The organism is Aeromonas sp. 600724, from assembly GCF_049175135.1.
Taxonomy (GTDB): Bacteria; Pseudomonadota; Gammaproteobacteria; order Enterobacterales; family Aeromonadaceae; genus Aeromonas; species Aeromonas veronii_A.
Genome location: NZ_JAAKUM010000016.1, coordinates 1 through 23,436 on the forward strand (window position 1 = coordinate 1; position 23,436 = coordinate 23,436).

19 protein-coding genes are annotated in these 23,436 nt (G+C 59.7%); 16 read left to right on the forward strand and 3 right to left on the reverse strand.

The features are described from left to right. On the reverse strand, window positions 1-180 hold a 180-nt coding region (locus G5168_RS15200), incomplete at its 3' end, for a hypothetical protein (RefSeq protein ID WP_421252416.1). Between the two features lie 144 nt (window positions 181-324). Here G5168_RS15200 and G5168_RS15205 point away from each other — a divergent pair. The 5 genes from G5168_RS15205 (at window position 325) to ruvC (ending at window position 8,293) form a co-directional block, all read left to right on the forward strand. Further along, complete coding sequence (locus G5168_RS15205) at window positions 325-978, forward strand: TetR/AcrR family transcriptional regulator (protein ID WP_421206238.1); 654 nt, start codon at window positions 325-327, stop codon at window positions 976-978. Between the two features lie 48 nt (window positions 979-1,026). Further along, window positions 1,027-3,366, forward strand: coding sequence for an acyl-CoA dehydrogenase (locus G5168_RS15210; protein WP_421252417.1), 2,340 nt, complete (start codon window positions 1,027-1,029; stop codon window positions 3,364-3,366). A 166-nt stretch (window positions 3,367-3,532) separates the two neighbouring features. Beyond that, window positions 3,533-6,595: an efflux RND transporter permease subunit gene (locus tag G5168_RS15215; RefSeq protein ID WP_421252418.1), complete on the forward strand. Its 3,063-nt coding sequence runs from the start codon at window positions 3,533-3,535 to the stop codon at window positions 6,593-6,595. Window positions 6,596-6,610: 15 nt separating this feature from the next. Continuing rightward, window positions 6,611-7,660 carry an efflux RND transporter periplasmic adaptor subunit gene (locus G5168_RS15220; protein WP_421172563.1) on the forward strand — a complete coding sequence of 350 codons (1,050 nt, stop codon included), beginning with the start codon at window positions 6,611-6,613 and terminating at the stop codon, window positions 7,658-7,660. Between the two features lie 111 nt (window positions 7,661-7,771). Further along, entirely contained in the window at window positions 7,772-8,293 is a 522-nt protein-coding gene (gene ruvC, locus G5168_RS15225; protein WP_005334512.1) for a crossover junction endodeoxyribonuclease RuvC, read from the forward strand. A 143-nt stretch (window positions 8,294-8,436) separates the two neighbouring features. Here ruvC and G5168_RS15230 read toward each other — a convergent pair whose 3' ends face one another. Together G5168_RS15230 and malX are read right to left on the reverse strand one after the other, a co-directional pair. Further along, window positions 8,437-9,627, reverse strand: a complete 1,191-nt coding sequence (locus G5168_RS15230) for a MalY/PatB family protein (RefSeq protein ID WP_421252419.1) — start codon at window positions 9,625-9,627, stop codon at window positions 8,437-8,439. An 87-nt stretch (window positions 9,628-9,714) separates the two neighbouring features. Continuing rightward, on the reverse strand, window positions 9,715-11,286 hold the full coding sequence (gene malX, locus G5168_RS15235) for a maltose/glucose-specific PTS transporter subunit IIBC (RefSeq protein ID WP_421252420.1): 1,572 nt from the start codon (window positions 11,284-11,286) through the stop codon (window positions 9,715-9,717). A 291-nt stretch (window positions 11,287-11,577) separates the two neighbouring features. Here malX and G5168_RS15240 point away from each other — a divergent pair, with 291 nt between their 5' ends. The 11 genes from G5168_RS15240 (at window position 11,578) to G5168_RS15290 (ending at window position 23,400) form a co-directional block, all read left to right on the forward strand. Beyond that, window positions 11,578-12,615, forward strand: a complete 1,038-nt coding sequence (locus tag G5168_RS15240) for a Mal regulon transcriptional regulator MalI (protein ID WP_005344074.1) — start codon at window positions 11,578-11,580, stop codon at window positions 12,613-12,615. 303 nt (window positions 12,616-12,918) lie between these two features. After that, on the forward strand, window positions 12,919-13,182 hold the full coding sequence (locus G5168_RS15245) for a hypothetical protein (RefSeq protein WP_421252421.1): 264 nt from the start codon (window positions 12,919-12,921) through the stop codon (window positions 13,180-13,182). A 682-nt stretch (window positions 13,183-13,864) separates the two neighbouring features. After that, complete coding sequence (locus G5168_RS15250) at window positions 13,865-14,662, forward strand: hypothetical protein (protein WP_421252422.1); 798 nt, start codon at window positions 13,865-13,867, stop codon at window positions 14,660-14,662. Window positions 14,663-14,839: 177 nt separating this feature from the next. Further along, window positions 14,840-15,355: an AAA family ATPase gene (locus G5168_RS15255; protein ID WP_421252423.1), complete on the forward strand. Its 516-nt coding sequence runs from the start codon at window positions 14,840-14,842 to the stop codon at window positions 15,353-15,355. A gap of 11 nt (window positions 15,356-15,366) precedes the next feature. Then, on the forward strand, window positions 15,367-16,143 hold the full coding sequence (locus tag G5168_RS15260; RefSeq protein ID WP_421252424.1) for a phosphotransferase family protein: 777 nt from the start codon (window positions 15,367-15,369) through the stop codon (window positions 16,141-16,143). A 535-nt stretch (window positions 16,144-16,678) separates the two neighbouring features. Continuing rightward, window positions 16,679-18,586, forward strand: a complete 1,908-nt coding sequence (locus tag G5168_RS15265) for a PTS fructose transporter subunit IIABC (protein WP_227341056.1) — start codon at window positions 16,679-16,681, stop codon at window positions 18,584-18,586. Between the two features lie 587 nt (window positions 18,587-19,173). Next, window positions 19,174-20,580, forward strand: a complete 1,407-nt coding sequence (gene uhpT / locus G5168_RS15270) for a hexose-6-phosphate:phosphate antiporter (protein ID WP_005353611.1) — start codon at window positions 19,174-19,176, stop codon at window positions 20,578-20,580. Between the two features lie 219 nt (window positions 20,581-20,799). Continuing rightward, a complete protein-coding gene (locus tag G5168_RS15275) occupies window positions 20,800-21,105 on the forward strand; it encodes a PTS fructose transporter subunit IIB (protein ID WP_005334611.1) in 306 nt (101 codons plus the stop codon). Then, a complete protein-coding gene (locus G5168_RS15280) occupies window positions 21,105-21,872 on the forward strand; it encodes a PTS sugar transporter subunit IIA (protein WP_421252425.1) in 768 nt (255 codons plus the stop codon). The genes G5168_RS15275 and G5168_RS15280 overlap by 1 nt, the downstream gene beginning before the upstream one ends. 104 nt (window positions 21,873-21,976) lie before the next feature. Next, window positions 21,977-22,909, forward strand: coding sequence for a pseudouridine synthase (locus G5168_RS15285; RefSeq protein WP_421252426.1), 933 nt, complete (start codon window positions 21,977-21,979; stop codon window positions 22,907-22,909). Then, window positions 22,909-23,400: an NUDIX hydrolase gene (locus G5168_RS15290; RefSeq protein WP_219295771.1), complete on the forward strand. Its 492-nt coding sequence runs from the start codon at window positions 22,909-22,911 to the stop codon at window positions 23,398-23,400. The genes G5168_RS15285 and G5168_RS15290 overlap by 1 nt, the downstream gene beginning before the upstream one ends. The last annotated feature ends 36 nt before the right edge of the window (window positions 23,401-23,436 follow it).

Sequence of the window (23,436 nt, forward strand, 5' to 3'; positions counted from 1 at the left end):
GGAAAAGGCGTAAATATCAAAGTGTGTTTGTATGAGGCCCTGGGGCGCCCCATGCAACACGTAATTGGGACATAGCCTTTTTTTTGCCTGCAAGCCGCAAACCGGTAACAAACGCGCAAAAAAAGGCCCAACTAGCATGGTGCAGGTTGGGCGAGACTTAATGTTTAATTGCAGTGGCATAGATATAGAGTCCTGCTTTTTGACTAAGTTCCGCCCACTTTGCTTTTTTCATCGAAAAACATTCCGCTAACACTCATTCACATTCTCTTGACACTTCACGTTATGAAACGTACTTTTTAAACATTCGTTTAAGTGAGGTGTCCAGTGAGTAAAATCGATACCAAAAACCGTATTCTCGACGCCGCTGAAGTGCTGTTTGCCGAGCGGGGATTCGCCGATACCTCTTTGCGTCTGATCACCAGTGAGGCCGATGTCAATCTGGCATCGGTGAACTATCACTTCGGCTCCAAGAAGGAGCTGATCCAGGCGGTGCTCGACCGCTATCTGAGCCTGTTTATGCCCGATCTGGATGCGCGCCTGCGGGTACTGATGGAGCAGGAGCAGCTGACCCTGCTGCAACTGTTTGAAAGCTTTGTAGAGCCGCTGATGAAGCTCTCGGCGGTGCGGGCCAACGGCCCGGCCATCTTCATGCAGTTGCTGGGGCGCGGCTATATCGACAGCCAGGGCCACCTGCGCCGCTTTATCACCGCCCACTACGGCGCCATTCTGATGCGGATCACCCAGGCCATCTCCAAGGCCAATCCGGCCCTGTCGCCGGCAGATCTCTTCTGGCGCCTGCACTTCACCCTGGGCACCGTCGTATTCACCATGGCCTCTGCCGATGCCCTGCGCGACATCGCCCTGGCCGACTTTGGCCAGCAGCTCGATGTAGAAGGGCTGGTGCGCAACGTTATTCCTTATCTGGCGTCCGGAGTCGGGGCGCCCGTGGAGTCGACCAGGCTCTCCCTGGCCGTGTAACAACCAACAATAAATCAACGGAAACAGTGAAATAGAAGGAACTTCGGTATGATCACATTGCTTGTCCTGCTGGTGCTGGCGATAGCCGTTGTGCTCGGCGTACCCTCCATCCGTAAAAAGGTGGTAACCCGTCCGGTGTTCGGCATCTTCAAAAAGATATTGCCGCCCTTGTCAGCCACCGAGCGGGAGGCCATGGAAGCCGGCTCCGTCTGGTGGGATGGCGAGTTGTTTCGCGGCAACCCCGACTGGAAAAAACTGCACGGTTACGGCAAGGCCGAACTGACCGCAGAGGAGCAGGCCTTTATCGACAATCAGGTCGAAACCCTGCTCGCCATGGTTGATGACTTCAAGATCGTCAACGAAACCAAAGACCTGCCGGAACCGGTGTGGGACTATCTGAAGAAGGAAGGCTTCTTCTCCCTGATCATCCCGAAATCCTATGGCGGCCGCGAGTTCTCGGCGATTGCCAACTCCACCATCGTCACCCGCATCGCCACCAAGAGCCTGAGCGTGGCGGTCACCGTCATGGTGCCGAACTCCCTCGGCCCGGGCGAGCTGCTGATGCACTATGGCACCCAGGCCCAGAAAGATTTCTGGCTGCCGGGGCTGGCCAATGGCAAAGAGGTGCCCTGCTTCGCCCTGACCGGGCCGGAAGCGGGCTCCGATGCGGGCGCCATTCCTGACAAGGGGATCGTCTGCAAAGGGATGCACAAGGGTGAAGAGGTGCTAGGTATTCGCCTCAACTGGAACAAGCGCTACATCACCCTGGCGCCGCGCGCCACCGTGCTGGGACTGGCGTTCAAACTCTATGACCCGGAAAAACTGCTGGGTGACAAGGAAGAGCTCGGCATCACCTGTGCCCTCATTCCCACCAGCCACCCCGGCGTGCGCGTCGGCGATCGCCACTACCCCATGGGTCTGGCGTTCCTGAACGGCCCGACTTTCGGCAAGGATGTGTTCATTCCGCTCGACTGGATCATCGGCGGCCCGGATTACGCCGGTCGCGGCTGGCGCATGCTGGTCGAATGCCTCTCCGCCGGTCGAGGCATCTCACTGCCAGCCCTTGGCACCGCCTGTGGTCACATGGCGAGCCGCACCGTGGGCGCCTACTCCTATGTGCGCAAGCAGTTCGGCATGTCCATCGGCAAGTTTGAAGGGGTGCAAGAGGCGCTGGCTCGCATCGGCGGCCTCACCTATCAGCTGGAAGGGGCCCGTCGCATGACCGCCGGTTCCCTGGACTTGGGTCAGGCACCGGCCATCGTCACCGCGATTTCCAAGTACCACATGACCGAAATGGCGCGTCAGATCATGGATGACTCCATGGACATCCACGCCGGTCGTGCCATCCAGCTCGGCCCGAAAAACTACACCGGCTACGCCTACATGGGGATTCCGGTGGCCATCACGGTGGAAGGGGCCAACATCCTGACCCGCAACTTGATGATCTTCGGGCAGGGTGCCACCCGCTGCCACCCGTACGTCTTTGCCGAGCTGGAAGCGGCGGCCGATACCGACGTGGAACGCGGTCTCGAGAAGTTTGACGCCCTGCTGATGAAGCACATCGCCTTCGGCGCCGGCAACTTCTTCGGTTCCCTGTTCCAGGGGCTGACTCTGGGTCAGTTCAACAGCGCGCCGGTAGCCGGTGAAACCGCCCGCTACTACAAGCAGTTGTCTCGCATGAGTAAAGGGCTGGCGCTGTGCGCCGACGTCTCCATGCTGATGCTGGGTGGCGATCTCAAGCGCAAGGAGATGATCTCCGCCCGTCTGGGTGACGTGCTGAGCCACCTCTACCTGGCCTCCGCCACCCTCAAGCACTACGAGGATCAGGGCCGCATGGTATCCGATCTGCCGTTCGTGCAGTACGCGGTGGAGCGCAACCTCTACCTGATTGGCAAGGCGTTCGAGGGCTTCTTCCAGAACTTCCCGAACAAGGTGGTGGGTGCTGTGCTCAAGCGGGTGGTATTCCCGTTCGGTGTCGGTTACAAGATGCCGGCAGACGATCGCTGCCACGCTATCTGCCTGGCCATGATGAAGCCGGGCGAGTTCCGCGACCGTCTGACCGCCCTCTGCTATGTGGGCAAAGACGAGGCAGATCCGGTCGGCCTGATGGAGCGCGCCTTCCAGGCCATGGTCGCTGTGCAGCCCTACGAGAAGAAGCTGGTGCAGGCCCAGAAAGAGGGCAAACTGCCCCGCAAACTGGCGCTGCCGGAGCTGGTTGCCGCCGCACTGGCCGTTTCCATCCTGAGCAAGGACGAAGCGGACAAACTGCTGGCCGCCGATGCCCTCCGCTACGAAGCGATCCAGGTAGACAACTTCGCCCCGGGCGAGCTGGAAGGCTTCTCCCAGCAAGCAAACAAGCAGCCAAACAATGTCGAGCACGCCGCCTGATCCCTTGGCAAACCAGTACCAAACCGGCCCTCGTGGCCGGTTTTTTGTTTGTTAACCATGCATTTACAAGCCGGGAGAATTCCAGTTAAATGCTTGAGTCCCTGTTGCAGGGTCTTTGGAAGCAAGGCCAGCGGAATGGCCGATAACAACAACTCAGGAAGAGTGAATGAACCTCGCCAAAACGGCGATCGAACGCCCCATCTGGGTGGCGGTCTCGATCGTGCTGATTTTCCTGCTGGGCCTGCTCAGCATCCGGGGACTGCCGATCCAGCTATTCCCCGACATCGACCGTCCACACCTCAACATCTCGGTGAGCTGGCGTTCAGCCTCTCCCCAGGAGATGGAGTCGGAGATCACCGATCCCATCGAGCAGGAGATGCAGGGGGTGCAAGGGCTCAAGAGCCTTGTCAGCAACAGCTATCCCGGCTTTACCGAAATCGACATGGAGTTTGCCCTCGGCACCGACATGCAGCGGGCCCAACTCGATGTGATTTCGCGACTGAACCGGGTCTCGGGATTGCCGGACAAGATCGGCGGCCCCTACGTCAACAACTACAGCAGCAACGACACCCTCACCTTCTTCTTCATCCAGCAACTGCCCGGCGCCAAAGGGGTGATCGATGATCATCAGGCGTTGATCGAGGCGCGGGTCAAACCCGAGCTGGAGCGCATCGAAGGGGTCTCGACAGTCTCGATCGAGGGGATCAACGAGCGCCAGATCCAGATCCGTTTCGACCCCTATCGCGCCGCCGAGCTGGGAGTGGAGATCCCGGTGCTGGCCAGCCGGGCCACCACCGGCTGGGACGTGTCGGCCGGTACCCTCGACATCGGGCGCTGGGAGTACAAGCTGCGCTTCGCCGGTCGCTATGATGTCGAGACGCTGGGGGACAAGGTGGTGGACTGGCGCGATGGCTTGCCCATCTATCTGCGGGATGTAGCAGAAGTAAGGGTGGCCAGGGAAGAGAACCCGGTGCTGCGGATCCAGAACGGCAATACCGCCATCGCCGCCCAGATCTTCAAGGAGAGCGGTGCCAATGCCCTGGCATCCCTTGAGGCGATCAAGGCTCGGGTGAACGAGCTCAACCGCGAGGTGCTGGAGCCGGTCGGGCTGCACATGGAGCAGTCGTTCGATGCCTCCCTCTACATCAATCGCGCCGTCAGCATGGTCACTGCCAACCTGGGGCTCGGGGTGCTGCTCTCTTGCGCCATCCTCTGGCTCTTCCTGCGCCAGCTCAAGGCGACCCTGATGATTGCCCTCGCCATCCCCATCAGCATCATGCTCACCTTCTGCCTGCTCAAGGTGATGGGTCGCACCCTCAACATCATCTCGCTGGCGGGCATCGCCTTTGCCGTCGGCATGGTGCTCGACGCCGCCATCGTGGTGCTGGAGAGCATCTACCGACGCCACGAGCGGGGGGATTTGAGCAAGGCGGAGGCGGCGCTCGAAGGTACCCGTCAGGTGTGGACGGCGCTGGTCGCCTCCACCCTCACCACGGTTGCCATCTTCTTGCCGGTGCTGCTGCTCAACGATGTGGAGGGTCAGCTGTTTGCCGATCTGGCGCTCACCATCGCCTGCGCCGTGACGGTCTCCATGCTGGTCGCCGTCATCGTGCTGCCTGCGGTGGCGGCGCGCTGGATGGGACATGAAACGCTGACCGACCCCTATGAGTCGCTGTGGCAGCGCACTACCCGTCACGTGATCCGCTGGACCTCGACCTCACGCCAACGCTGGACGGTCATCACCCTGATGATGAGTCTGCCGGCACTGGCCACCTGGGCGCTTCTGCCCAAGATGGACTATCTGCCGGACGTGAAACGGGACGCGGTGGATGTCTGGATGAACTTCACCCCCGGGGTCAATCTCAAGGCCCAGCGCGAAGAGGTGATCGATACCCTGATCACCCGCCTCGCCCCCTACATGAAGGGGGAGAAAGAGCCTGCCCTCAAGAACTACTACATCTTGCGCTACCCGGGGGGCGCCCAGATTGGCGTGCGCCCCAAGGACGAGACCCGCATCAAGGAGCTGGAGAGCCTGTTGATGAAACAGCTGCTGGTGGGTATTCCCGACACCCGGGTGTTCGGCGGTCAGGGGTCGCTGTTTGGCGGCTTTGACAGCGAGAACGGCGTCTCCCTGCTGCTGCAGGGAGGCAACCTGCCCGAGCTCTATCAGGCGGCCCGTGCCAGCATGGGGATCCTCAGCAAGGACCTGCCGGGAGCACAGATCCGGCCCGAGCCGAGTCTCGACTTCACCGCCCCCGAGCTCAAACTGGTGCCGCAAGATCGGCGCCTCGCCGAAGTCGGTTGGGATCGCACGCCCCTGCCCACCATCATCCAGACCTTTGGCGACGGCTTGCGGGTTGGCGAGTATTTCGACGGCGAGGATCGGCTCGACATCATGCTGATGGGGCAGAGCTCCGCCAATCCGGACGAACTGAAGGCAGTGCCGCTGGCCACCCCCTCCGGGCGCATCGTTCCCCTTGGCGAGCTGCTGCGGGTGGAGCATGACATGGGCCCGGCCAGCATCTTCCGGGCCGATGGGCGGCGCAGCATCATCCTGCAGATAGCGCCCCCGGCGGGTATGACCATGGAGCAGGTGATCGACACCCTGAAAAACCGCAGTTTTGCCGCCATCCGCCCCCTGCTGCCCGCTGGTGGCGAGCTGCGCATTGCCGGCAATGCCGACAGCCTGCAACAGGCGCTCGACAATCTGGGGACCATCTTCCTGTTCGCCGTGGTGATCCTGCTGGTGCTGCTGTGGGGGGTGTTTGCCTCCCTCAAGGATGCCCTGCTGGTGCTGCTCACCCTGCCCCTTGCCTCGGTTGGCGGCGTGCTGGCGCTGCAGCTGAGCGGGTTGCTGGTGCCGCTGCCGATGGATCTGCTCACCATCATCGGCTTTGTCATCCTGCTGGGACTGGTGGTCAACAACGCCATCCTGCTGGTGCATCAGACCCGCACCGCCGAGCGGGATGGCATGAGCCGCCAGCTGGCGGTGGCCGATGCCCTGCAAAGCCGGATGCGCCCCATCGCCATGACCAGCCTCACCAGCATCTTCGGCATGCTGCCGCTGATGCTGAGCCCGAGCGAGGGGAGCGAAATTTACCGCGGGCTCGCCACCGTCATTGTCGGCGGCATGAGCTGCAGCACCCTGTTTACCCTGATCCTGTTGCCTGCCTTCCTGCGTCTCGGAGAGCAGGTGGCGATCCCACAACCCCTGCGCCAGCGGGCCTGAGCAAGGAGCTCATCGATGACACATATGATTACCCGAATGTTGGCTGGCGCTGCGCTGATTGCAGGCAGTGCGCTACCGGTATTGGCCGATCAGGGCAAGATGGTGACCCTGGCGGATGTAACCCAAGGGGATGCGGCCGCCAATATCTGGGTCAGCGGCACGGTGGCGAGTCGCCAGCAAGCAGCGCTCAGCGCCGAAGTGAGCGGCCGGGTGGAGTGGATCGCCGAATTTGGCAGCCGGGTCAAAAAAGGGGATGAGCTGCTGCGCCTCGACAGCGCGGCGCTGCGCCTCTCGCTGGAGCAGGCTCGCGCCGAGCAGGCGAAATGGCAGAGCAACCTGCGCTTCGCTCGCGCCGAATCCCAGCGGATCACCCGACTGCACCAGCAAAAGAGCGCCTCCCAAAGCCAGTACGACAAGGCCAGCTACGATGTGGAGCAGGCCGCGCTGGCCGAGCGGCTGGCCGCCATACAGGTAAACCAGATTGAAGAACAGCTGCGCCGCAGCCACATCTATGCCCCGTTCGATGGCGTGGTGAACAACCACTTCATCCAGCCCGGCGAGCATGTGGACGCGGGCGAGCAGGCGCTGGAGCTGGTCAACCCGGATCAGCCGGATATCCGCCTGCAGGCCCCCATTCTCTGGGCCCAACAGCTGGCGCCGCAAACCCGGCTGCGGGTGGAGGGGGAGCAGCTGAGCGGTCACGGCGTCTATTACCAGCGAGCCGCCAGCGCCGATCCCAAGTCGCGCCTCATCGAGCTGCGCCTCAAACCGGAAGCGGGCACCTTCATCATCGGCTCGCCGGTACGGGTTGCCCTGCCACTGGGGGAGCAACAGAGCATGCTGCTGCCCCGGGACGCTCTGGTGCTCGGCACCGATGGCAGCGTGGTCTATCAGGTAGCGCGAAGCGGCAAGGCGCTCAAGGTGAATCGAGTGCCGGTCACCGTGCTGTTTGGCGACAGCCAGCAGGTGGCGGTGAGCGGTGCCCTCAAGCAGGGTGATCGGGTAGTGGTGCGTGGCGCAGGCAGCCTGCAGGATGGCGACACCATAGAATTGTTCAAGGGGTAGCCATCCTGCAGGCTGGCCAATCTTTGCCCGCTTGACCCGGGATATACAGCCAAACGGGCCACAGTTTGCTATCTTGGCGGCCATCACTCGCGTTTAGAGCAATCAACACCCATGAGCATTATTTTGGGCATCGATCCGGGTTCACGGATCACCGGATACGGGGTTATCCGGGTCGTGGGCGGCAAGGCCGAATACTTGGGCTCTGGCTGCATCCGCACCGATTGCGGCGAGCTGCCGGAGCGCCTCAAACAGGTCTATGACGGGGTATGCGAGATCATCACCCAGTTCAAGCCCACCGAGTTTGCCATCGAGCGGGTCTTTATGGCCCGCAACGCTGACTCGGCCCTGAAACTGGGGCAGGCCCGGGGCAGCGCCATCGTCGCAGCAGTCAATGCCTACCTGCCGGTGAGCGAATACTCCGCCACCCAGATCAAGCAGGCGGTGGTCGGCACCGGCGGCGCCGCCAAAGAGCAGGTGCAACATATGGTGACCCATCTGCTGAAACTCTCCGCCACCCCGCAGGCGGATGCAGCAGATGCCCTCGGCGTCGCGCTCTGCCACCTGCACACCCGCCAGAGCCTGATCAAGATGGCCGGCCGCGCCAGCAGCTCGGTACGTGGCCGCTATCGCTGAGCCCTTGTGTCCCCCCACGGCTCGTCTCTGTGTCAGCAAATAAAAAACCGCCCCGGCTATCCGGGGCGGTTTTTTATATTTCCCCACATAACGGGGCCATCACTGATGGCCCCGTTATGTTTCTCATGTTGAATGGATTTGCTCTACCCCACCTCCCCCAGCGCGCCGATCAGGGCGTCGAGCCCCTGGTCAACCTTCGAGCGTGGGCAGCCGACGTTGAGGCGGATATAACCTGTACCTTCCGGGCCGTAGGTGTCGCCGCGCATGATGGCGACCCGGTATTTCTCCACCAGCAAAGTTTGCAGCGCATCCATCCGTTCGGGGGAGTCGATGCCAAGGCCGCGCAGGTCAATCCAGGCGAGATAGGTTCCCTCGGGCACCCGATAGTCGATGGCGGGGAAAGCCGCGTTGAGCCGCGCCGCCACATGAGCGAGATTGCCGTGCAGGTAGGATTTGAGCGCATCGAGCCAGCCAGCACCGTCCCGATAGGCGCTGATATGGGCCAGCACCCCGAGAATGGGCGGCGATGAGAGGCCGTGGGCCGCCTTGAGCCGCTGCAGATAGGCGGCCCGCGCCGCTGCGTTGGCGATAAAGGAGTAGGCGCCGCCAAGGGCGGGAATATTGAAGGATTTGGAGCCCGAGCTAACCAGCGCCCAGTGATCGTCCGGCGCCACCTCGCTCCACGGCAGGTAGCGGGCAAAGCTCACATCCATATGGATGTCGTCCGAGATGACCTTGACCCCATGGCGCTGGCAGATGGCGGCCATCCGGCCCAGTTCATCCCGCGTCCAGACCCGGCCGGTGGGGTTGTGGGGGCTGCAGAGCAGCAAAATCCGGCAATCGGGACGAGCGGCTTGCTGCTCGAAACATTGCCAGTCGATCTGGTAACTCCCCTCTGATTTTTTGAGCGGGCAAGGCAGCAGCACCCGATCGTTGGCAGTCAGCATATTGCCGAAGGCGTCGTAGGCGGGGGTGTGCACCAGCACTCCTTCGCCCGGCGCCGACCAGAGGCTCACCAGCTGGGCAATCACATAGATGACCGAGGGGCCGTAAACCAGCGTCTCGGGGTCGAGGCTCGCCCCGTAGCGGTGGGCAAACCAGTCGCTCACCGCCCCCTTGAAGTCATCGTGATTCCAGCGGCTGTAGCCAAATACTCCGTGCTCAAGGCGGGTTGCCAGGGTCTGGCGAATGCAGGGGGCGGTCTCGAGATCCATGTCGGAGATGGTAAAGGGGAGCAGATCGGCATGGCCAAAACGGTCGGCCACATAGTCCCACTGGGTGCAGTAGGTGCCGTGGCGGTCGACCACGCGGTCGAAGTCATAAATATCGTGCATGAAGTTTCTCCCTCCATAAACAGGAGACATATTGGGAGAGGCAAACAAGGGGGGCTTGCGCCCCCCGTTCGGTTCTTATTAGCCGCTTCAGGCCCCCATCAGGCTCTGCAGCTGGTTTTTCACCAGATGCACCTGCGGGCCGATCACCACCTGCAGGTTGTGCTCGTCGAGCTTGATCACCCCGATGGCGCCGTTTGCCTTCAATACCTTGTCATCGACCCGGCTCATGTCCTGCACCGACATCCGCAGGCGGGTGATGCAGTTATCGAGCGCCAGAATGTTATCGGCGCCGCCCAGGGCGTTGAGGATGATTTCACCGTTGTAACCGCTGTTGCCGGCCTTCTTGCCTGCGGGCTGGGCAGCTTCGCTGGTTTCAATCTCGCGGCCAGGGGTCTTCAGGTTAAAGCGGACGATGGCGAAGCGGAACACGCTGTAGTAGATGGCAAACCAGATGGCAGCCGCGACCGGCACCAGATACCACTTGGTGGCGGTGCCTTGAAGCACGCCGAACACCAGAAAATCGATGAGGTTACCATCGGTGTTACCGATGGTGACGCCGAGCAGCCCCATGGTCATAAAGCCCAGACCGGTCAGGATGGCGTGAATGACGTAGAGCACCGGCGCCACGAACAGGAACAGGAACTCCAGCGGCTCGGTGATGCCGCCGATGACGCAGGCCACCACGCCAGAGACCAGCAGCGCCTTGATCTTGCCACGATTTTCCGGGCGAGCGCAGTGATACATGGCGAGCGCCGCACCCGGCAGGCCGCCGAGGAAGGCTGGCATCTTGCCCTGAGAGAGGAAGGAGGTGGCAGAGACCGAGAAGCCGGAAGTGTCGGCGCAAGAGAGCTCGGCGTAGAAGATATTGAGGGCGCCGCTCACCTCGTGACCGCATACCAGCTGGGTGCCGCCCGCTTCGGTAAAGCGGATCAGCGCCACCAGAATGTGGTGCAGACCGAGCGGCAGCAGCAGACGCTCACCGGTACCGAACAGGAAGGGGCCGAAGGGACCGGCGTGGGAGATGAGCGCTCCGATACCGTTGATGCCGTCAGCAAACCAGGGCCAGACGAACGGCACGACCAAACCGACTACACCCAGCACCAGCGCGGTGATGATAGGCACGAAGCGGGCACCGCCGAAGAAGGCGAGCGCATCGGGCATCTTGTAGGTGTAGAAACGGGCGTGGAGCTTCGCGACGATCACCCCGACGATGATGGCCCCCAGAATCCCGGTGTCGATGGAGCTGATGCCGAGGATGGATTTCACCCCGTAGGCCTTCTCCGCCGCCGCGTCACCGATGACGTTGGCCACGGTGAGGTAGAAGTTGATGGAGAGGTTGAGCGCCGCATAGCCGACGAAACCGGCAAAGGCCGCGACCCCCTTCTCTTCTCGCGCCAGTCCGAGCGGAATGGCCACCGCAAACATCACCGGCAGATAGATAAAGGCCACCAGCCCCACCTTGGTCATCCAAAGGAACAGCAGTTGCAGCACGGTATTGTCGAGGAAGGGCATGCTCTGCTTGACCGCATCGCTGGTGAGCGAGCTACCGACACCGAGCAAAATACCCGAGAAGGCCAGCAGGGCGACCGGCAACATAAAGGTCTTGCCGAGGCTCTGCAGGAACTCCCAGATGGTGGATTTGGCTTGAGGCTTGGCCATGAAACGGCTCCTTGTGAATAGACAGCAATATCTGCGGCTGCCCTCCCCCGCTCGAGGCAATCTCGAAGCAATCTCGAAGCAAAAGGCGCGGGTCAGCATCAGGTTTTGCTGGATGATAAAACGTTTTATCAACTTACAAGTGCCGACAGGATCACAGAATAAGGGGGCTGGCTGGCAGCAGGATCCAAATTTGTGAGCCGGATCGGCCAGATGGTGATGTAACGTTTCACTTGAGCATCTGAGCAGGTATGCTGGGGCCTCGCTTTCAACTGTCCGTCGTCCGTTCGCCCTATGTCGCCCAAATCCCTCTCTGCCAAAGCCACCAAGATCACCGATGTCGCCCAGCGGGCGGGAGTGTCGGTCACCACCGTCTCCATGGTGCTCAACGGCAAGGGGCGCATCTCGCCGGCCACCGCCGAGCGGGTGCAACAGGCGATAAAAGAGCTCGACTACGTGCCCAACAGCGCCGCCGCCAACCTGCGCAGCCAGCAGTCCAATCTGGTGGGGCTGATCCTGCGCGACATCACCGACCCCTTCTATACCGAGGTAACCGCCGGGGTGAGCGAGGTGCTGGAGCAGCAGGGCTATCTGCTGTTTCTGACCCAGTGCGGCCACAGCCCGGAGCGGCTGCAGCAGAGCATTCACTCCCTGTCACGGCAGGGGGTGGCGGGCATCATCTTCAATCCGGTGCGCGGCGCGGCGGCCAAAACCCTGGAGACCCTGCTCGACTCCGAGCTGCCGGTGGTGTGCGCCGCCCGCTCCTACTATCGGGATGACGTGGACTTTATCGGCCCCGACAATACCCACGCAGCCAAGCAGGCTACCACTTACCTTATCGAGCAGGGCCACCGCCATATCGCCTACGTCGGCGGACGGGCCGACTCCCTCACCCGCGCCGAGCGGATCGGCGGCTACTGCGCCAGCCTGCTGCAATATGGCCTGCCCTTCAAACCGGAGTGGGTACTGGAGTGCGAGCGCACCCAGCGCAGCGCCGCCGACACCATCGCCCAGCTGCTGCACCAGCACCCCAAGGTGACCGCCGTGCTCTGCCACTACCCCGAGGTGGCGCTCGGCGCCATCTATGGCGTCGAGGCGAGCGGCCGCACCGTGGGCAAGGATAACTACATCGGCCAGCAGGTGGCCCTGCTCGGTTTTGACGACGTGGCGGAGGCCGAACTCACCTCCCCCGCTCTCACTTTCGTCAGCTCACCGGCCCGCGAAATCGGCCGTCAGGCGGCAAGGCGGCTGCTGACCCGGATGCAGCAACCCGAGCTCGCCCCCAACCGCCATATCATCACCCCCAATCTGCAGAAGCGGGAGTCGGCCTGAGCTGGCTGGGCGCACGAGCTCGCCCCACCCGCCATATCATCACCGCTCACCAGCAAACCGCAGAAACGGGAGTCGGCCTGAGCTGGCTGGGCGCCCGAGCTCGCCCCACCCGCCATATCATCACCACTCACCAGCAAACCGCAGAAGCGGGCATCGACCAGAGGCACACGGCTGCGGCGCGCGGGCAAATAACAAAGAGGGGGGCACAAAAATGTGAACCTGCTCACTGCGTCAGCAAGGAGAGATTGAGAGCCAAGTGGAGAGGAATATGATGGGCGCCAGCCTCTCTTCACGAGCCCATTTATGAGCACCCCGCACGACCAGAATCCGCCAACTGAAATCCATCGCTGTGATAAATGCAGGGAACGTACCCGCCATATCGTGGTGCTGGTCGCCCGCGATCACAGCCAGGACATCATGCCCAAGGATCCGCGCAAAACCTTCTGGCAAGCCTTTCGCTCCAGCAGCCTGACCAATGCGGTATTCGGCCAGACCCTCGCCTATCAGGCCACCCATGTAAAACATCTGATCTGCGAACGCTGCGGGGAGAAGTTTCTGGAGTATTGAGTGGCTGCTGCCCCTGACAAGAGGCAAAGCTCAGCTTGCGGTCGCCGTACCAAGCGGATAGATAGCACCCATTAAGTGAGTAATTTATTGATCTTTGGCAGGTATTTGCCCGACTGCGGTTTTACCCTGCCCCTCTCTCGATTAATATGCCCCACTTGGCAACCACTCTTGCAGAGATAACCCTGTGCAGCCGTTTCGCCATTCACCACATCGCCGGAAAACAGCAGCAGGCTGGAGGCTGTAATCCACGGGCGGTAGCGTGGTGTTTGTAGGTTGGTGCAGAGCGAAGCGAAGCCCAACAAGCGAGATATTGAAAAACATCGCGAACGTCCGATTACGCTGCGCTAATCGAACCTACAGTTCTGGCACAATAGGCTACACCGCTTATATTCGCCAACCAAAATGTGGATGGCTTCAATAACGACAATGTTTACCACCATTTCCAATGGGTTGTTAAAGTCGATGTAAACTGTTGGATAATTAATTATCATAGTGATTAATGGTAGGGATAGAAATATAGCCTTTAAAAAGTTCTTATCACATGCATATTTCAACTTATTAATCTATCCCACAGCATTTAGATATATTGAATTCTTTGTGAAAATTAAACCAGCAAATTTACAACCTCTCTTGTGAAAATACCCTAGGGATACTCACCTAAATTTAAAACGGAGTAATGAGGATGCTTCTAGCAAAAAACTGCTACAAAAAAGACAATTTGAAAACTGGAAAAACAATAAAGCTGGGTACGTTATATGAGTATAGAGATATAGAAAGTGATCAAATCGTCGATGATGGTGAAGGTAAATACTCTTTTGTACTCAATTTTGACGGAACAGTTGAGATTGAGCCTAAATGGTTCAATTTCATCCTACAGGGAGTAATTAGTGTAGGAGGAGATGAGAACCAACCAAGAATCATGGGGCGGATGAGCGCAGCCATAGAGAATCTTCATATTATTGAACGTACAGAAAAATCACTCAAGATACGGGACACTCGAGCAAGAATACATCGAGAAGCTCTTAACGGATTTATTTTTTGCGTATCACGCGTTAGAAAAAAGCGAGATGCTATTGGACTATTTCCAAATTACGATGACTGTTGGTATATGACAGCATCAAAAGCTCATAGCCTTGGAATTGAACTTTCAAAACTACTCCGTGCACGTATTCTATCCGGACGTCACTCAGGTAATCACATCGTCGATCAAAATATATCATTAGAAAATCTGTCAATTTACTGCCGACATGAACCTGTATCTTACTTAAGTCGTGAGGTTCATATATCTGACGCCAGCGACTTTACGATAGAACACTTTATGAAAAAAATTTCATATATGGCTTTTGTTAAGCCGCCATCTTTCTCCACAGAAAAGGAGTACCGATTTAGCTTCACGATTGTTGCTGGAGAGATGATCCTTATGCCTACAGTGAAAAATGTTATATTGAATGCTGAACACTTGGTAGATTGGACTGTATAACGACCTTGTTGCTCAAGGAATGTTTTTCCAATATCGGAGCATATTCTGATATTCGCGTAATAAACTCTACCTTCCGCTCTGTATTCGTTCCAACCGAATAAGCTGTCAATTCACTACGTTGATTGCACCTCTACTTTCCAGTCTCCAGATATCTGTTCCAGAAAAGAGCACTCATAGATGAAACGAATTCTGATTATTGGCAACTCGGGATCGGGCAAAAGCTGGTTGGCGGCTCGATTGGCTGAGGCGTTAACTATCCGCGAGGTCAATCTGGACCCCATTGTCTGGCAGCCGGGCGGCTTTAACCAAAAACGGTCTCAGCATGAGATTGACCATGCCATCCAAACACTTGCTCAAGAGCCCTCATGGGTGGTCGAAGGGGTATTTGGCGCCTTGGCCGAGCAACTGCTTGATGCCGCCGATACCCTGCTTTTTCTGGATCTCGACTGGTCGGTATGCCGTGATTCACTGCTATCGCGCGGATCACAAAGTGCCAGGCAACGGGATGCAGTGGCAGCCGAAGAGAGCTTTCAACAACTGCTGGTGTGGGCATCGGAATATGGGCAGCGAGCCGGCAAAAGCTCCCGCCAATTCCATCAAGAGCTGTTTGATCGATTCCCAAACGACAAGCACCGTTTCACGACTCGCACAGAGGTAAATAGCTATCTCACGCAACTGACCACTCATAGCTAACGGGGTAGAGGATGACGCAACAGGAGTTGGCGAAAATGGGGGGCGCTTCGGTAAATATCCAGCTGCTGGATGGCAAGCCCTGTATCAGAAAAAGCTGCGCATCGCCTGTCGAGCGCCATTTCTACCAACGCGCCGCACTGCATTTGAGCGGGCTCAACACTCCTTCCCTGCTCAAGGTCGAAGGGGAGACCCTGTTCCTTGAGCAGATCCCTCATCCGGTCACGCTCACGCAGCTGCACCACAACGAACAGACCTTTGCTCAGCTGGCCTGCCTGCATAACGCCAACTATCAGCCCGACTTTGCGGTGAAAACTCACGGCTGGTCGCTCGCCGACACCAACGAGGCGCTCTCTGTACTCTGCCTGCCGGAAGCGGTAAACGAGAAGATCCGCCATATCCAGCAAGTCGGCCACGAACTATTCGAGGAGTCATACCTGATTTCGGGCGATAGCAACGAGGGAAACTGGGGCACCCGCGACAATGGTGAGCTGGTGTTGTTTGACTGGGAGCGATTTGGTTATGGCAGTCCGGCCATCGATCTGGCCCCGCTGGTGCCGCGGATGGGTTCGCTGGCTGAATATGAAACCATCATTGAACGCTATCTGTGCTACAGTTCGCTGCTCTCTGGCGACCGGTTGCTCCGCCATCTCGTCATGGCCAAGTGCTGGCTGATTATTGAAGTCACCAATCTGCTGACCAGAAGGGAGAAGCCGCAGGCACAGCAATATCTGGAGTGGTATCGGCAACAAGTTCCCAACTGGCTGGAGTCGGTGGCGCATATTGTGTAGTCCGTAGGTTCGAATAGCGGAGCGTATTCGGACGTTCGCGTTATAACCTATCTCTTTTCAGCCATCCCTCTCTTGCCACCACACTTTCTTCCCAAACAACGCCCCTCTGCGCTCGCCCAGCCAATGCGATTGGCCTCCGCCATCAGGCGCATAAAAATCCTAATCCGCCCGACGAAACTGCGACTTTTTGTGAGAAAGGTCACATCTTATAACGCCTTAAAACCACATATAAATCCAGACCCCGCTGGTGATTAATTTATTGACATGACGCATTACAAACCTGATTTCGAGGCCAACCATAATCCATTTATCTGTTTTTAAAGAAAAAATCAGCAATGACCTGAAAATGGCGAGTCCCGCCTGAAAACGGGATCTTCATCACATCGCGTTTTACTGCGCACAAAAATCCAGTGATTAGCACATTTGTCCGATAGGGAGGGGACGAGCGAGCCACGATAATGAACAGGTCATTTTTATCCAGTACGTCGATACGTACTCACGCATAGCTTCCGTCACCGGAAGCGGGGAGAGCGCCATGATCACCACCTTGATCAATGAACATCTGATCAACCTCGATTTGAAAGCGACGCGTAAGGAAGAGGTCTTCACCGAGATGGCCCGCCTGCTGGCGTCGCAAGGCAAGGTCAGCAACGAGCTGGCCTTTATCAAGGATCTGTGGGCCCGCGAAGAGCTGGGTAATACCGGCTTTGAAGAGGGCGTGGCCCTGCCCCACGCCAAGAGTGCGGCGGTGTGCAATCCGGCGGTCGCCATCGGCATCAGCCGCAACGGCATCGAGTACGGCGCCGAAGATGGCAAGCCGTCCCACATTTTCTTTATGATCGCCTCCCCCGATGGCGGCGCCAACCACCATATCGAAGTGCTGGCCGAGCTCTCCGGCAAGCTGATCGAAGAGGGCTTTATCGCCAAACTGCTAGCGGCCAACACCCCGGCCGATGCGCTGGCGCTGCTGCTGACCAAGAAAGAGGAGCAGAGCGCGGCCCCGACCACCAGCAAGGGCTTTATCATCGGTGTCACAGGCTGCCCGGCTGGTATCGCCCACACCTATCTGGCGGCCGAGTCGCTGGAGCGCGCCGCCAAGGAGCTGGGTTATGAGGTGAAGGTGGAGACCAACGGCTCCATCGGCGTCAAGAACAGCCCGACCGCAGACGAGATTGCCCGCGCCACCGCCATCGTGGTGGCCTGTGACAAGCAGGTGGACATGGCCCGCTTCGCTGGCAAGCCGCTCATCAAGACCGGCGTGAAAGCCCCCATCAAGGATGGCAAGGGTCTGATCGAGCAAGCCCTGAAAGCCCCCGCCTATGTGGCTGGCAAAGAAGATAAAAAAGGTGAAGAGAAGAGCGCGGGTGGCAGTTCCGATCTCTATCGCTACCTGATGAACGGCGTATCGCACATGATCCCGTTCGTGGTGACCGGCGGTCTGTTGATTGCGCTGGCACTGGCCATCGGCGGCAACCCGACCCCGAGCGGCATGCAGATCCCGGAAGGGAGCATGTGGAACCAGATCCTCAACGTGGGCGTGGCCGCCTTCACCCTGATGATCCCCATTCTGGCGGGCTATATCGCCTACGCCATCGGTGATCGTCCGGCACTGGCACCGGGCTTTATCGGCGGCTGGATCGCCAACAACGGCAGCTTCTACGGCGCTGACGCCGGTACCGGCTTTATCGGTGCCATCATTGCAGGCCTGTTGGTCGGTTATCTGGTGCACTGGATTGCCACCCGTCAGTACCACAAGATGGTGCAACCGCTGGTGCCGATCCTGATCGCCCCCATCGTCGGGTCGCTCTTTATCGCTGCGGTCTTCATCTTCATCATCGGCGCCCCGATTGCCGACATGATGACTGGCCTGAACGCCATGCTGCTCTCCATGAGCGGTGGCAGTCTGGTGCTGCTGGGTATCGTGCTGGGTGGTATGGCCGGATTTGATATGGGTGGCCCGGTCAACAAGGTGGCGTTCCTCTTCTCCGTCGGCATGATTGCCTCCGGTCAGACCCAGTTTATGGGTGCCATGGCCTGCGCCATCCCGGCTGCCCCTCTTGGCATGTCGCTGGCGACCGTGCTCGGTCGCAAGCTCGGTATCTTCGATGCCTCTGAAATCGAAGCGGGCAAAGCCGCCGGTGCCATGGGTCTGGTGGGAATCTCCGAAGGGGCGATTCCGTTCGCCGCCCGTGACCCGCTGGCCGTTATCCCGGCCAACATTCTGGGCAGCATGACCGCCGCCGTGATGGCCTTCCTGTTCGGCATCACCAACAGCGTTGCCCACGGTGGCCCCATCGTGGCCCTGCTGGGTGCGGTCAACAAGCCGCTGCTGGCCCTGCTCTGCATGATCTGCGGTGCCATCGTCACCGGCGTGGTGGCGGTTGCCCTGAAAAAACTGCGGGTCAAGAAGAGTGACGAGGTGACCCTGGCCAAGGCGGCCTGAGTGCCCCCTCGCCATCGCGGCTCGTAAAACGTGACAAGAGGCCACCCCACGGGGTGGCCTCTTGTTTTTGGGATGGCTGGCGGGCCTTTCCCCAATATCGCCACCTGAGAATTGGTGGTCAATCAGCCCTCTCCCTTCACTTTTCCCTTAACTTCTCCCCTTACCTTTCCCTGGCTCCCTTCTGGCCAATCCATCCCACCTCCCCAGCCCAGACCAGCACTCGCACAGAGCGCCAAACTGGCTGAAATGGCAGCAATCCGGCATCAGCGGTGTGATGTTTCTCACGCTTTGTCCGCGAAAGCGCAAAAACTAGGAAAATTTCCTAGCCCCACTAGGGATGGCTCTCAAGCCATTTTTTGCCCCTCTTATTAGAGTCACCTCACCTGATGTCGTGACCCGCACCGCGACGGGCAATGTGCCCCGTCATCCCGTGCCGGGCCCGGGTTTATATGGATGGAGCGTCGAGCGCAGCAACGGCTGACAGCCCCGACGTTCCGTTCCCCCTTCCGTGGCGTGACCTCGAACAACCTATCTACAAATGAGGGGCGCGGCGGAAATACCGTCTATCTCGCAGAGGATGAACGAAGATGTTGAAATTGCTCCAACAGGTCCGGGTCCCCACCCTGGACCTGCCGGTCGAAGCCCGGCGCAAGCTCTGGTTCAAGCCGTTTATGCAATCTTATCTGGTTGTATTTATTGGCTATTTGACCATGTATCTGATCCGCAAGAACTTCAACATTGCGCAGAATGACATGATCCAGGAGTACGGTCTCTCCATGACCGAGCTTGGCATGATCGGCCTTGGCTTCTCCATCACCTACGGGGTGGGCAAGACCATCGTCTCCTACTATGCCGACGGCAAGAACACCAAGCAGTTCCTGCCGCTGATGCTGATCCTCTCCGCGCTCTGCATGCTGGGCTTCAGTGCCAGCATGGGCGGCACCGGTTTCAGCCTCTACTTCATGATCTTCTTCTATGCCCTGAGCGGTTTCTTCCAGAGCTGTGGTGGCTCGTGCAGCTACTCCACCATCACCAAGTGGACCCCTCGCAACAAGCGCGGCACCTATCTGGGCATGTGGAACCTCTCCCACAACGTGGGCGGTGCCGGTGCGGCCGGTGTGGCGCTGTTCGGTGCCAACTACCTGTTCGATGGCAACGTGCTCGGCATGTTTATCTTCCCCTCCATCATCGCGCTGATCGTCGGTTTTATCGGCCTGCGCTTTGGTAGCGATTCGCCGGAAGCCTATGGCCTGGGCAAGGTGGAAGAGCTGTTTGACGAAGTGGCGAGCGAAGAGGATATCGCTACCGAGGAGCAGCAGCTGACCAAGTGGCAGATCTTCGTGAAGTACGTGCTGCTCAACAAAGTGATCTGGCTGCTCTGCTTTGCCAACATCTTCCTCTACGTAGTGCGTATCGGTATCGACCAGTGGTCTACCGTCTATGCCCACCAGGAGCTGGGCTTCTCCAAAGACGTTGCCATTCAGGGCTTTACCTTCTTCGAAGTGGGCGCACTGGTCGGTACCCTGATGTGGGGTTACCTCTCCGATCTGGCCAATGGCCGTCGTGGTCTGGTTGCCTGTGTGGCACTGGCGCTGATCATCGCGACTCTGGGTCTCTACCAGCATGCGACTACCCAGTTCATGTTCCTGGGCTCCCTGTTCACCCTGGGCTTCCTGGTGTTTGGTCCGCAGTTGCTGATCGGCGTCGCCGCCGTGGGCTTCGTCCCCAAGCAGGGCATCAGCGTAGCCGATGGCGTCAAGGGCACCTTCGCTTACCTGATTGGTGACAGCTTCGCCAAGCTGGGTCTGGGCATGATCGCCGATGGCACCCCCATCTTCGGTCTGACCGGCTGGACCGGCACCTTCGCGGCGCTGGATATCGCAGCCGCCGCCTGTCTGGTGCTGATGGGTTGTGTCGCGGTCGCCGAAGAGCGCAAGATCCGCCGCATCAAGCGCGAACTGAAAGCCGCCGAGCTGGCTGCCCAGACCGCCTGATAGCCATAACAACAGACGCAGATTGTTCAGGGCCACCCACAGGGGTGGCCCTTGTTGTTTGGAGCAATCAGACACCCGACTGGCCCGGCATGAGCCTGCACTACCGTTCAAGGGACGGGCATATCCCCATCAAGATCCCACTTTTCATATGGACTTTTGGTAAAAGCCCCCCGCTGGCGCTATCTTGTTGCTCCCCCTTGTCAGCATCACAGAGAGCAGATGAAGATCGTCGCCGTCACCGCTTGCCCGACCGGTATTGCCCATACCTATATGGCTGCCGATGCCCTGCAAAAAGCCGCCACTGGGCTGGGACTCAAGATCAAGGTCGAAACTCAGGGCGCCATGGGCATGGAGAACATGCTGACCGCCCGCGATATTGCCAGCGCCGACCTGGTGCTGATTGCCTCCGATATCGAGATTGAGCAGAAAGAGCGCTTCCTCGGCTGCACCATCCATCAAGTGAGACTGGAAACCGTGCTGCTGGATGCCAACGCCGTACTCAAGGCCCTGCCGATCCCGGCCTGATGCTGACCCGCGAAATCACCTTCTACTGCCAGCAGGGGTTGAGCATCACCCAGGCCAAGCAGTTAAACCGGCTGGCGGGGATGTTCAAATCCACCATCCGCTGTGCCAACCTCACCCGGCGCCAGACCGTTGCCGCCAGCAACCAGCTCTCCCTGTTGACCCTCGCCACCCAGCCCGGCGATCTCTGCCAGTTGCAGATTGAAGGGTGCGATGCCGAGCTGGCCCACATGGCCTTTACCTGCTGGTGCGGGGAGCTGGGTCAACCACTGGTGCGCCCGCACACCGCCGCACTGGCGGAGTTGCGACTGGCCAACGCCCTGCCCGGCTACCAGTTTGCCCTGCGCCAGCTGGCCCACAGCCCCGAACCGCTGACCAAAGCCGAAGCGCTCGAGCATCTGATCGATCTGCTGCCCGCCGAGCTGGTCAGCAACAGAGCCGCGCTGGAGGAGGCGATCAGTCGGCGCGAGCAGGTCTCGGCCACCATCATCCGCCCCGGCCTTGCCATGCCTCATGTATTGAGCGAAGGGATCAGCCAGCCAACGCTGGCCCTGCTTAGCTGCAAGGAGCCCATCGAGTGGGGCTCGCAGCTCGGGCCGGTGCAGACCATTATTCTGCTGGCGGTGCCGGTTGGTAGCGGACGGGAGACCCTGCGCCCCCTTACCCGACTGGCGCAGGCGATGATCGACGATGTGGTCAGCCACGCCCTGCTGTTGGCGGGCTCGGCCCCCGCCCGTCAGGCTATCGTCATCGAGAGCCTGCTGAGCTAGGCGAATTGGCTCTGGGCGCTGCTTGCTGTAACGCCAGCCATTCATCCTGCCCTCAGCACCCTGTGGTACACTCGCTGCCATCGTCTGTCTGAAGTGTGTATCCGATGAAATCTCCCCGCTCCCGTCTCTCTGTCAGCCGCGCGCCGCGCGATAACGCCCCGCGCACGGCGGCCAAACCAGCCGCACCCCGCCATGCATCCCCCCGCAAACCGGAGCTGGCCCCAGAGGATCGCAAGTTGCTCCTGCTGAACAAGCCCTACATGGTGCTCTGCCAGTTCACCGACGAGGCGGGCCGCGAGACCCTCAAGGATTACATCAAAGAGCCCGGCATCTATGCCGCAGGGCGGCTCGATCGCGACAGCGAGGGGCTGCTGCTGCTCACCAACGATGGCAAGATGCAGGCGCGCCTCACCCAGCCGAGGGAGAAGACCCCCAAGACCTACTGGGTGCAGGTTGAAGGGATCCCGAGCGAAGAGAAACTGGCCGCCCTGCGCGCCGGCGTGGAGCTCAACGACGGCATGACCCTGCCCGCCGGGGCGCGCATCATGGATGAACCTGCGGTGTGGCCGCGCAATCCGCCCATTCGCGAGCGCAAGGAGATCCCCACTTGCTGGCTGGAGATCAAGATAGTGGAGGGGCGCAACCGCCAGGTACGGCGGATGACCGCCCATATCGGCCACCCCACCTTGCGCCTTATTCGCTACGCCATCGGCGACTGGACGTTAGATGGTCTGGCACCCGGCGAGAGCCGCAGCCTGCCCGCCCCCGAGCTGGTGCCGAGCTCCAGCAGCCGCCCGCGTCCCTCCTCATCCCGTTCAGGCGCTCATACCGCCAAACCGGCCAAACCGGCCAAACCGGCAGGGGATGCGCCACGGCGGGCCAGCCAGCCGAGACGGGACGAGCGCCCCCGCAGCACTCACCCAACCGAGCGCGCAGCCACGAACCCGACCGGCGGCAAACCCCGCAGCAGCGGGCGAGGAACGGCACGCAGACCCGCCCGTGCGGGCAATCCAAATAGCAGCGACAAGGAGTCATGATGAACAATCAGGCAGAGCACTCGACCACCAGCCACGCCCGTATGGAGGCGCGCCTGACGGTCGCCGCCCTGGTGCAGTGGCAGGGGCGCTTTCTGGTGGTGGAAGAGGAGATAAAAGGCCAACGCCGTTTCAACCAACCCGCCGGCCATGTGGAGCCGGGGGAAAACCTGCTTGAAGCGGCCTGTCGTGAGCTGAAAGAGGAGACGGGTCTGACCGCCACACCGACCGCCTGGCTTGGTACCTATCTGTTCAAACCGGCCGACAGCGAGGCCACCTATGTGCGCACCGCCATCATCTTCGACCTTGAAAAAGCGCCGGGTCAGCACCATCCAGTGGATCCTGACGGTGATGTGCTGGCTTGCCACTGGCTCACTCTTGAAGAAATAGCGGAATGCAAACCGGCCCTGCGCAGCCCCTTGGTGTGGCAGTGCATTCAGGATTATCTGGCGGGAACACGGCTGCCACTCTCGGCCCTCAAGGCCTTTATATGAGGCCATTTGACACTCTTTTTCGGCGACAAAGGCCAA

What these genes read in the sequence shown, in the direction of transcription:
- G5168_RS15210 (WP_421252417.1), top strand. Translation starts at nt 1,027, where the DNA reads ATGATCACATTGCTTGTCCTGCTGGTGCTGGCGATAGCCGTTGTGCTC.
- G5168_RS15215 (WP_421252418.1), top strand. Translation starts at nt 3,533, where the DNA reads ATGAACCTCGCCAAAACGGCGATCGAACGCCCCATCTGGGTGGCGGTC.
- G5168_RS15220 (WP_421172563.1), top strand. Translation starts at nt 6,611, where the DNA reads ATGACACATATGATTACCCGAATGTTGGCTGGCGCTGCGCTGATTGCA.
- ruvC (WP_005334512.1), top strand. Translation starts at nt 7,772, where the DNA reads ATGAGCATTATTTTGGGCATCGATCCGGGTTCACGGATCACCGGATAC.
- G5168_RS15230 (WP_421252419.1), bottom strand. Translation starts at nt 9,627, where the DNA reads ATGCACGATATTTATGACTTCGACCGCGTGGTCGACCGCCACGGCACC.
- malX (WP_421252420.1), bottom strand. Translation starts at nt 11,286, where the DNA reads ATGGCCAAGCCTCAAGCCAAATCCACCATCTGGGAGTTCCTGCAGAGC.
- G5168_RS15240 (WP_005344074.1), top strand. Translation starts at nt 11,578, where the DNA reads ATGTCGCCCAAATCCCTCTCTGCCAAAGCCACCAAGATCACCGATGTC.
- G5168_RS15245 (WP_421252421.1), top strand. Translation starts at nt 12,919, where the DNA reads ATGAGCACCCCGCACGACCAGAATCCGCCAACTGAAATCCATCGCTGT.
- G5168_RS15250 (WP_421252422.1), top strand. Translation starts at nt 13,865, where the DNA reads ATGCTTCTAGCAAAAAACTGCTACAAAAAAGACAATTTGAAAACTGGA.
- G5168_RS15255 (WP_421252423.1), top strand. Translation starts at nt 14,840, where the DNA reads ATGAAACGAATTCTGATTATTGGCAACTCGGGATCGGGCAAAAGCTGG.
- G5168_RS15260 (WP_421252424.1), top strand. Translation starts at nt 15,367, where the DNA reads ATGACGCAACAGGAGTTGGCGAAAATGGGGGGCGCTTCGGTAAATATC.
- G5168_RS15265 (WP_227341056.1), top strand. Translation starts at nt 16,679, where the DNA reads ATGATCACCACCTTGATCAATGAACATCTGATCAACCTCGATTTGAAA.
- uhpT (WP_005353611.1), top strand. Translation starts at nt 19,174, where the DNA reads ATGTTGAAATTGCTCCAACAGGTCCGGGTCCCCACCCTGGACCTGCCG.
- G5168_RS15275 (WP_005334611.1), top strand. Translation starts at nt 20,800, where the DNA reads ATGAAGATCGTCGCCGTCACCGCTTGCCCGACCGGTATTGCCCATACC.
- G5168_RS15280 (WP_421252425.1), top strand. Translation starts at nt 21,105, where the DNA reads ATGCTGACCCGCGAAATCACCTTCTACTGCCAGCAGGGGTTGAGCATC.
- G5168_RS15285 (WP_421252426.1), top strand. Translation starts at nt 21,977, where the DNA reads ATGAAATCTCCCCGCTCCCGTCTCTCTGTCAGCCGCGCGCCGCGCGAT.
- G5168_RS15290 (WP_219295771.1), top strand. Translation starts at nt 22,909, where the DNA reads ATGAACAATCAGGCAGAGCACTCGACCACCAGCCACGCCCGTATGGAG.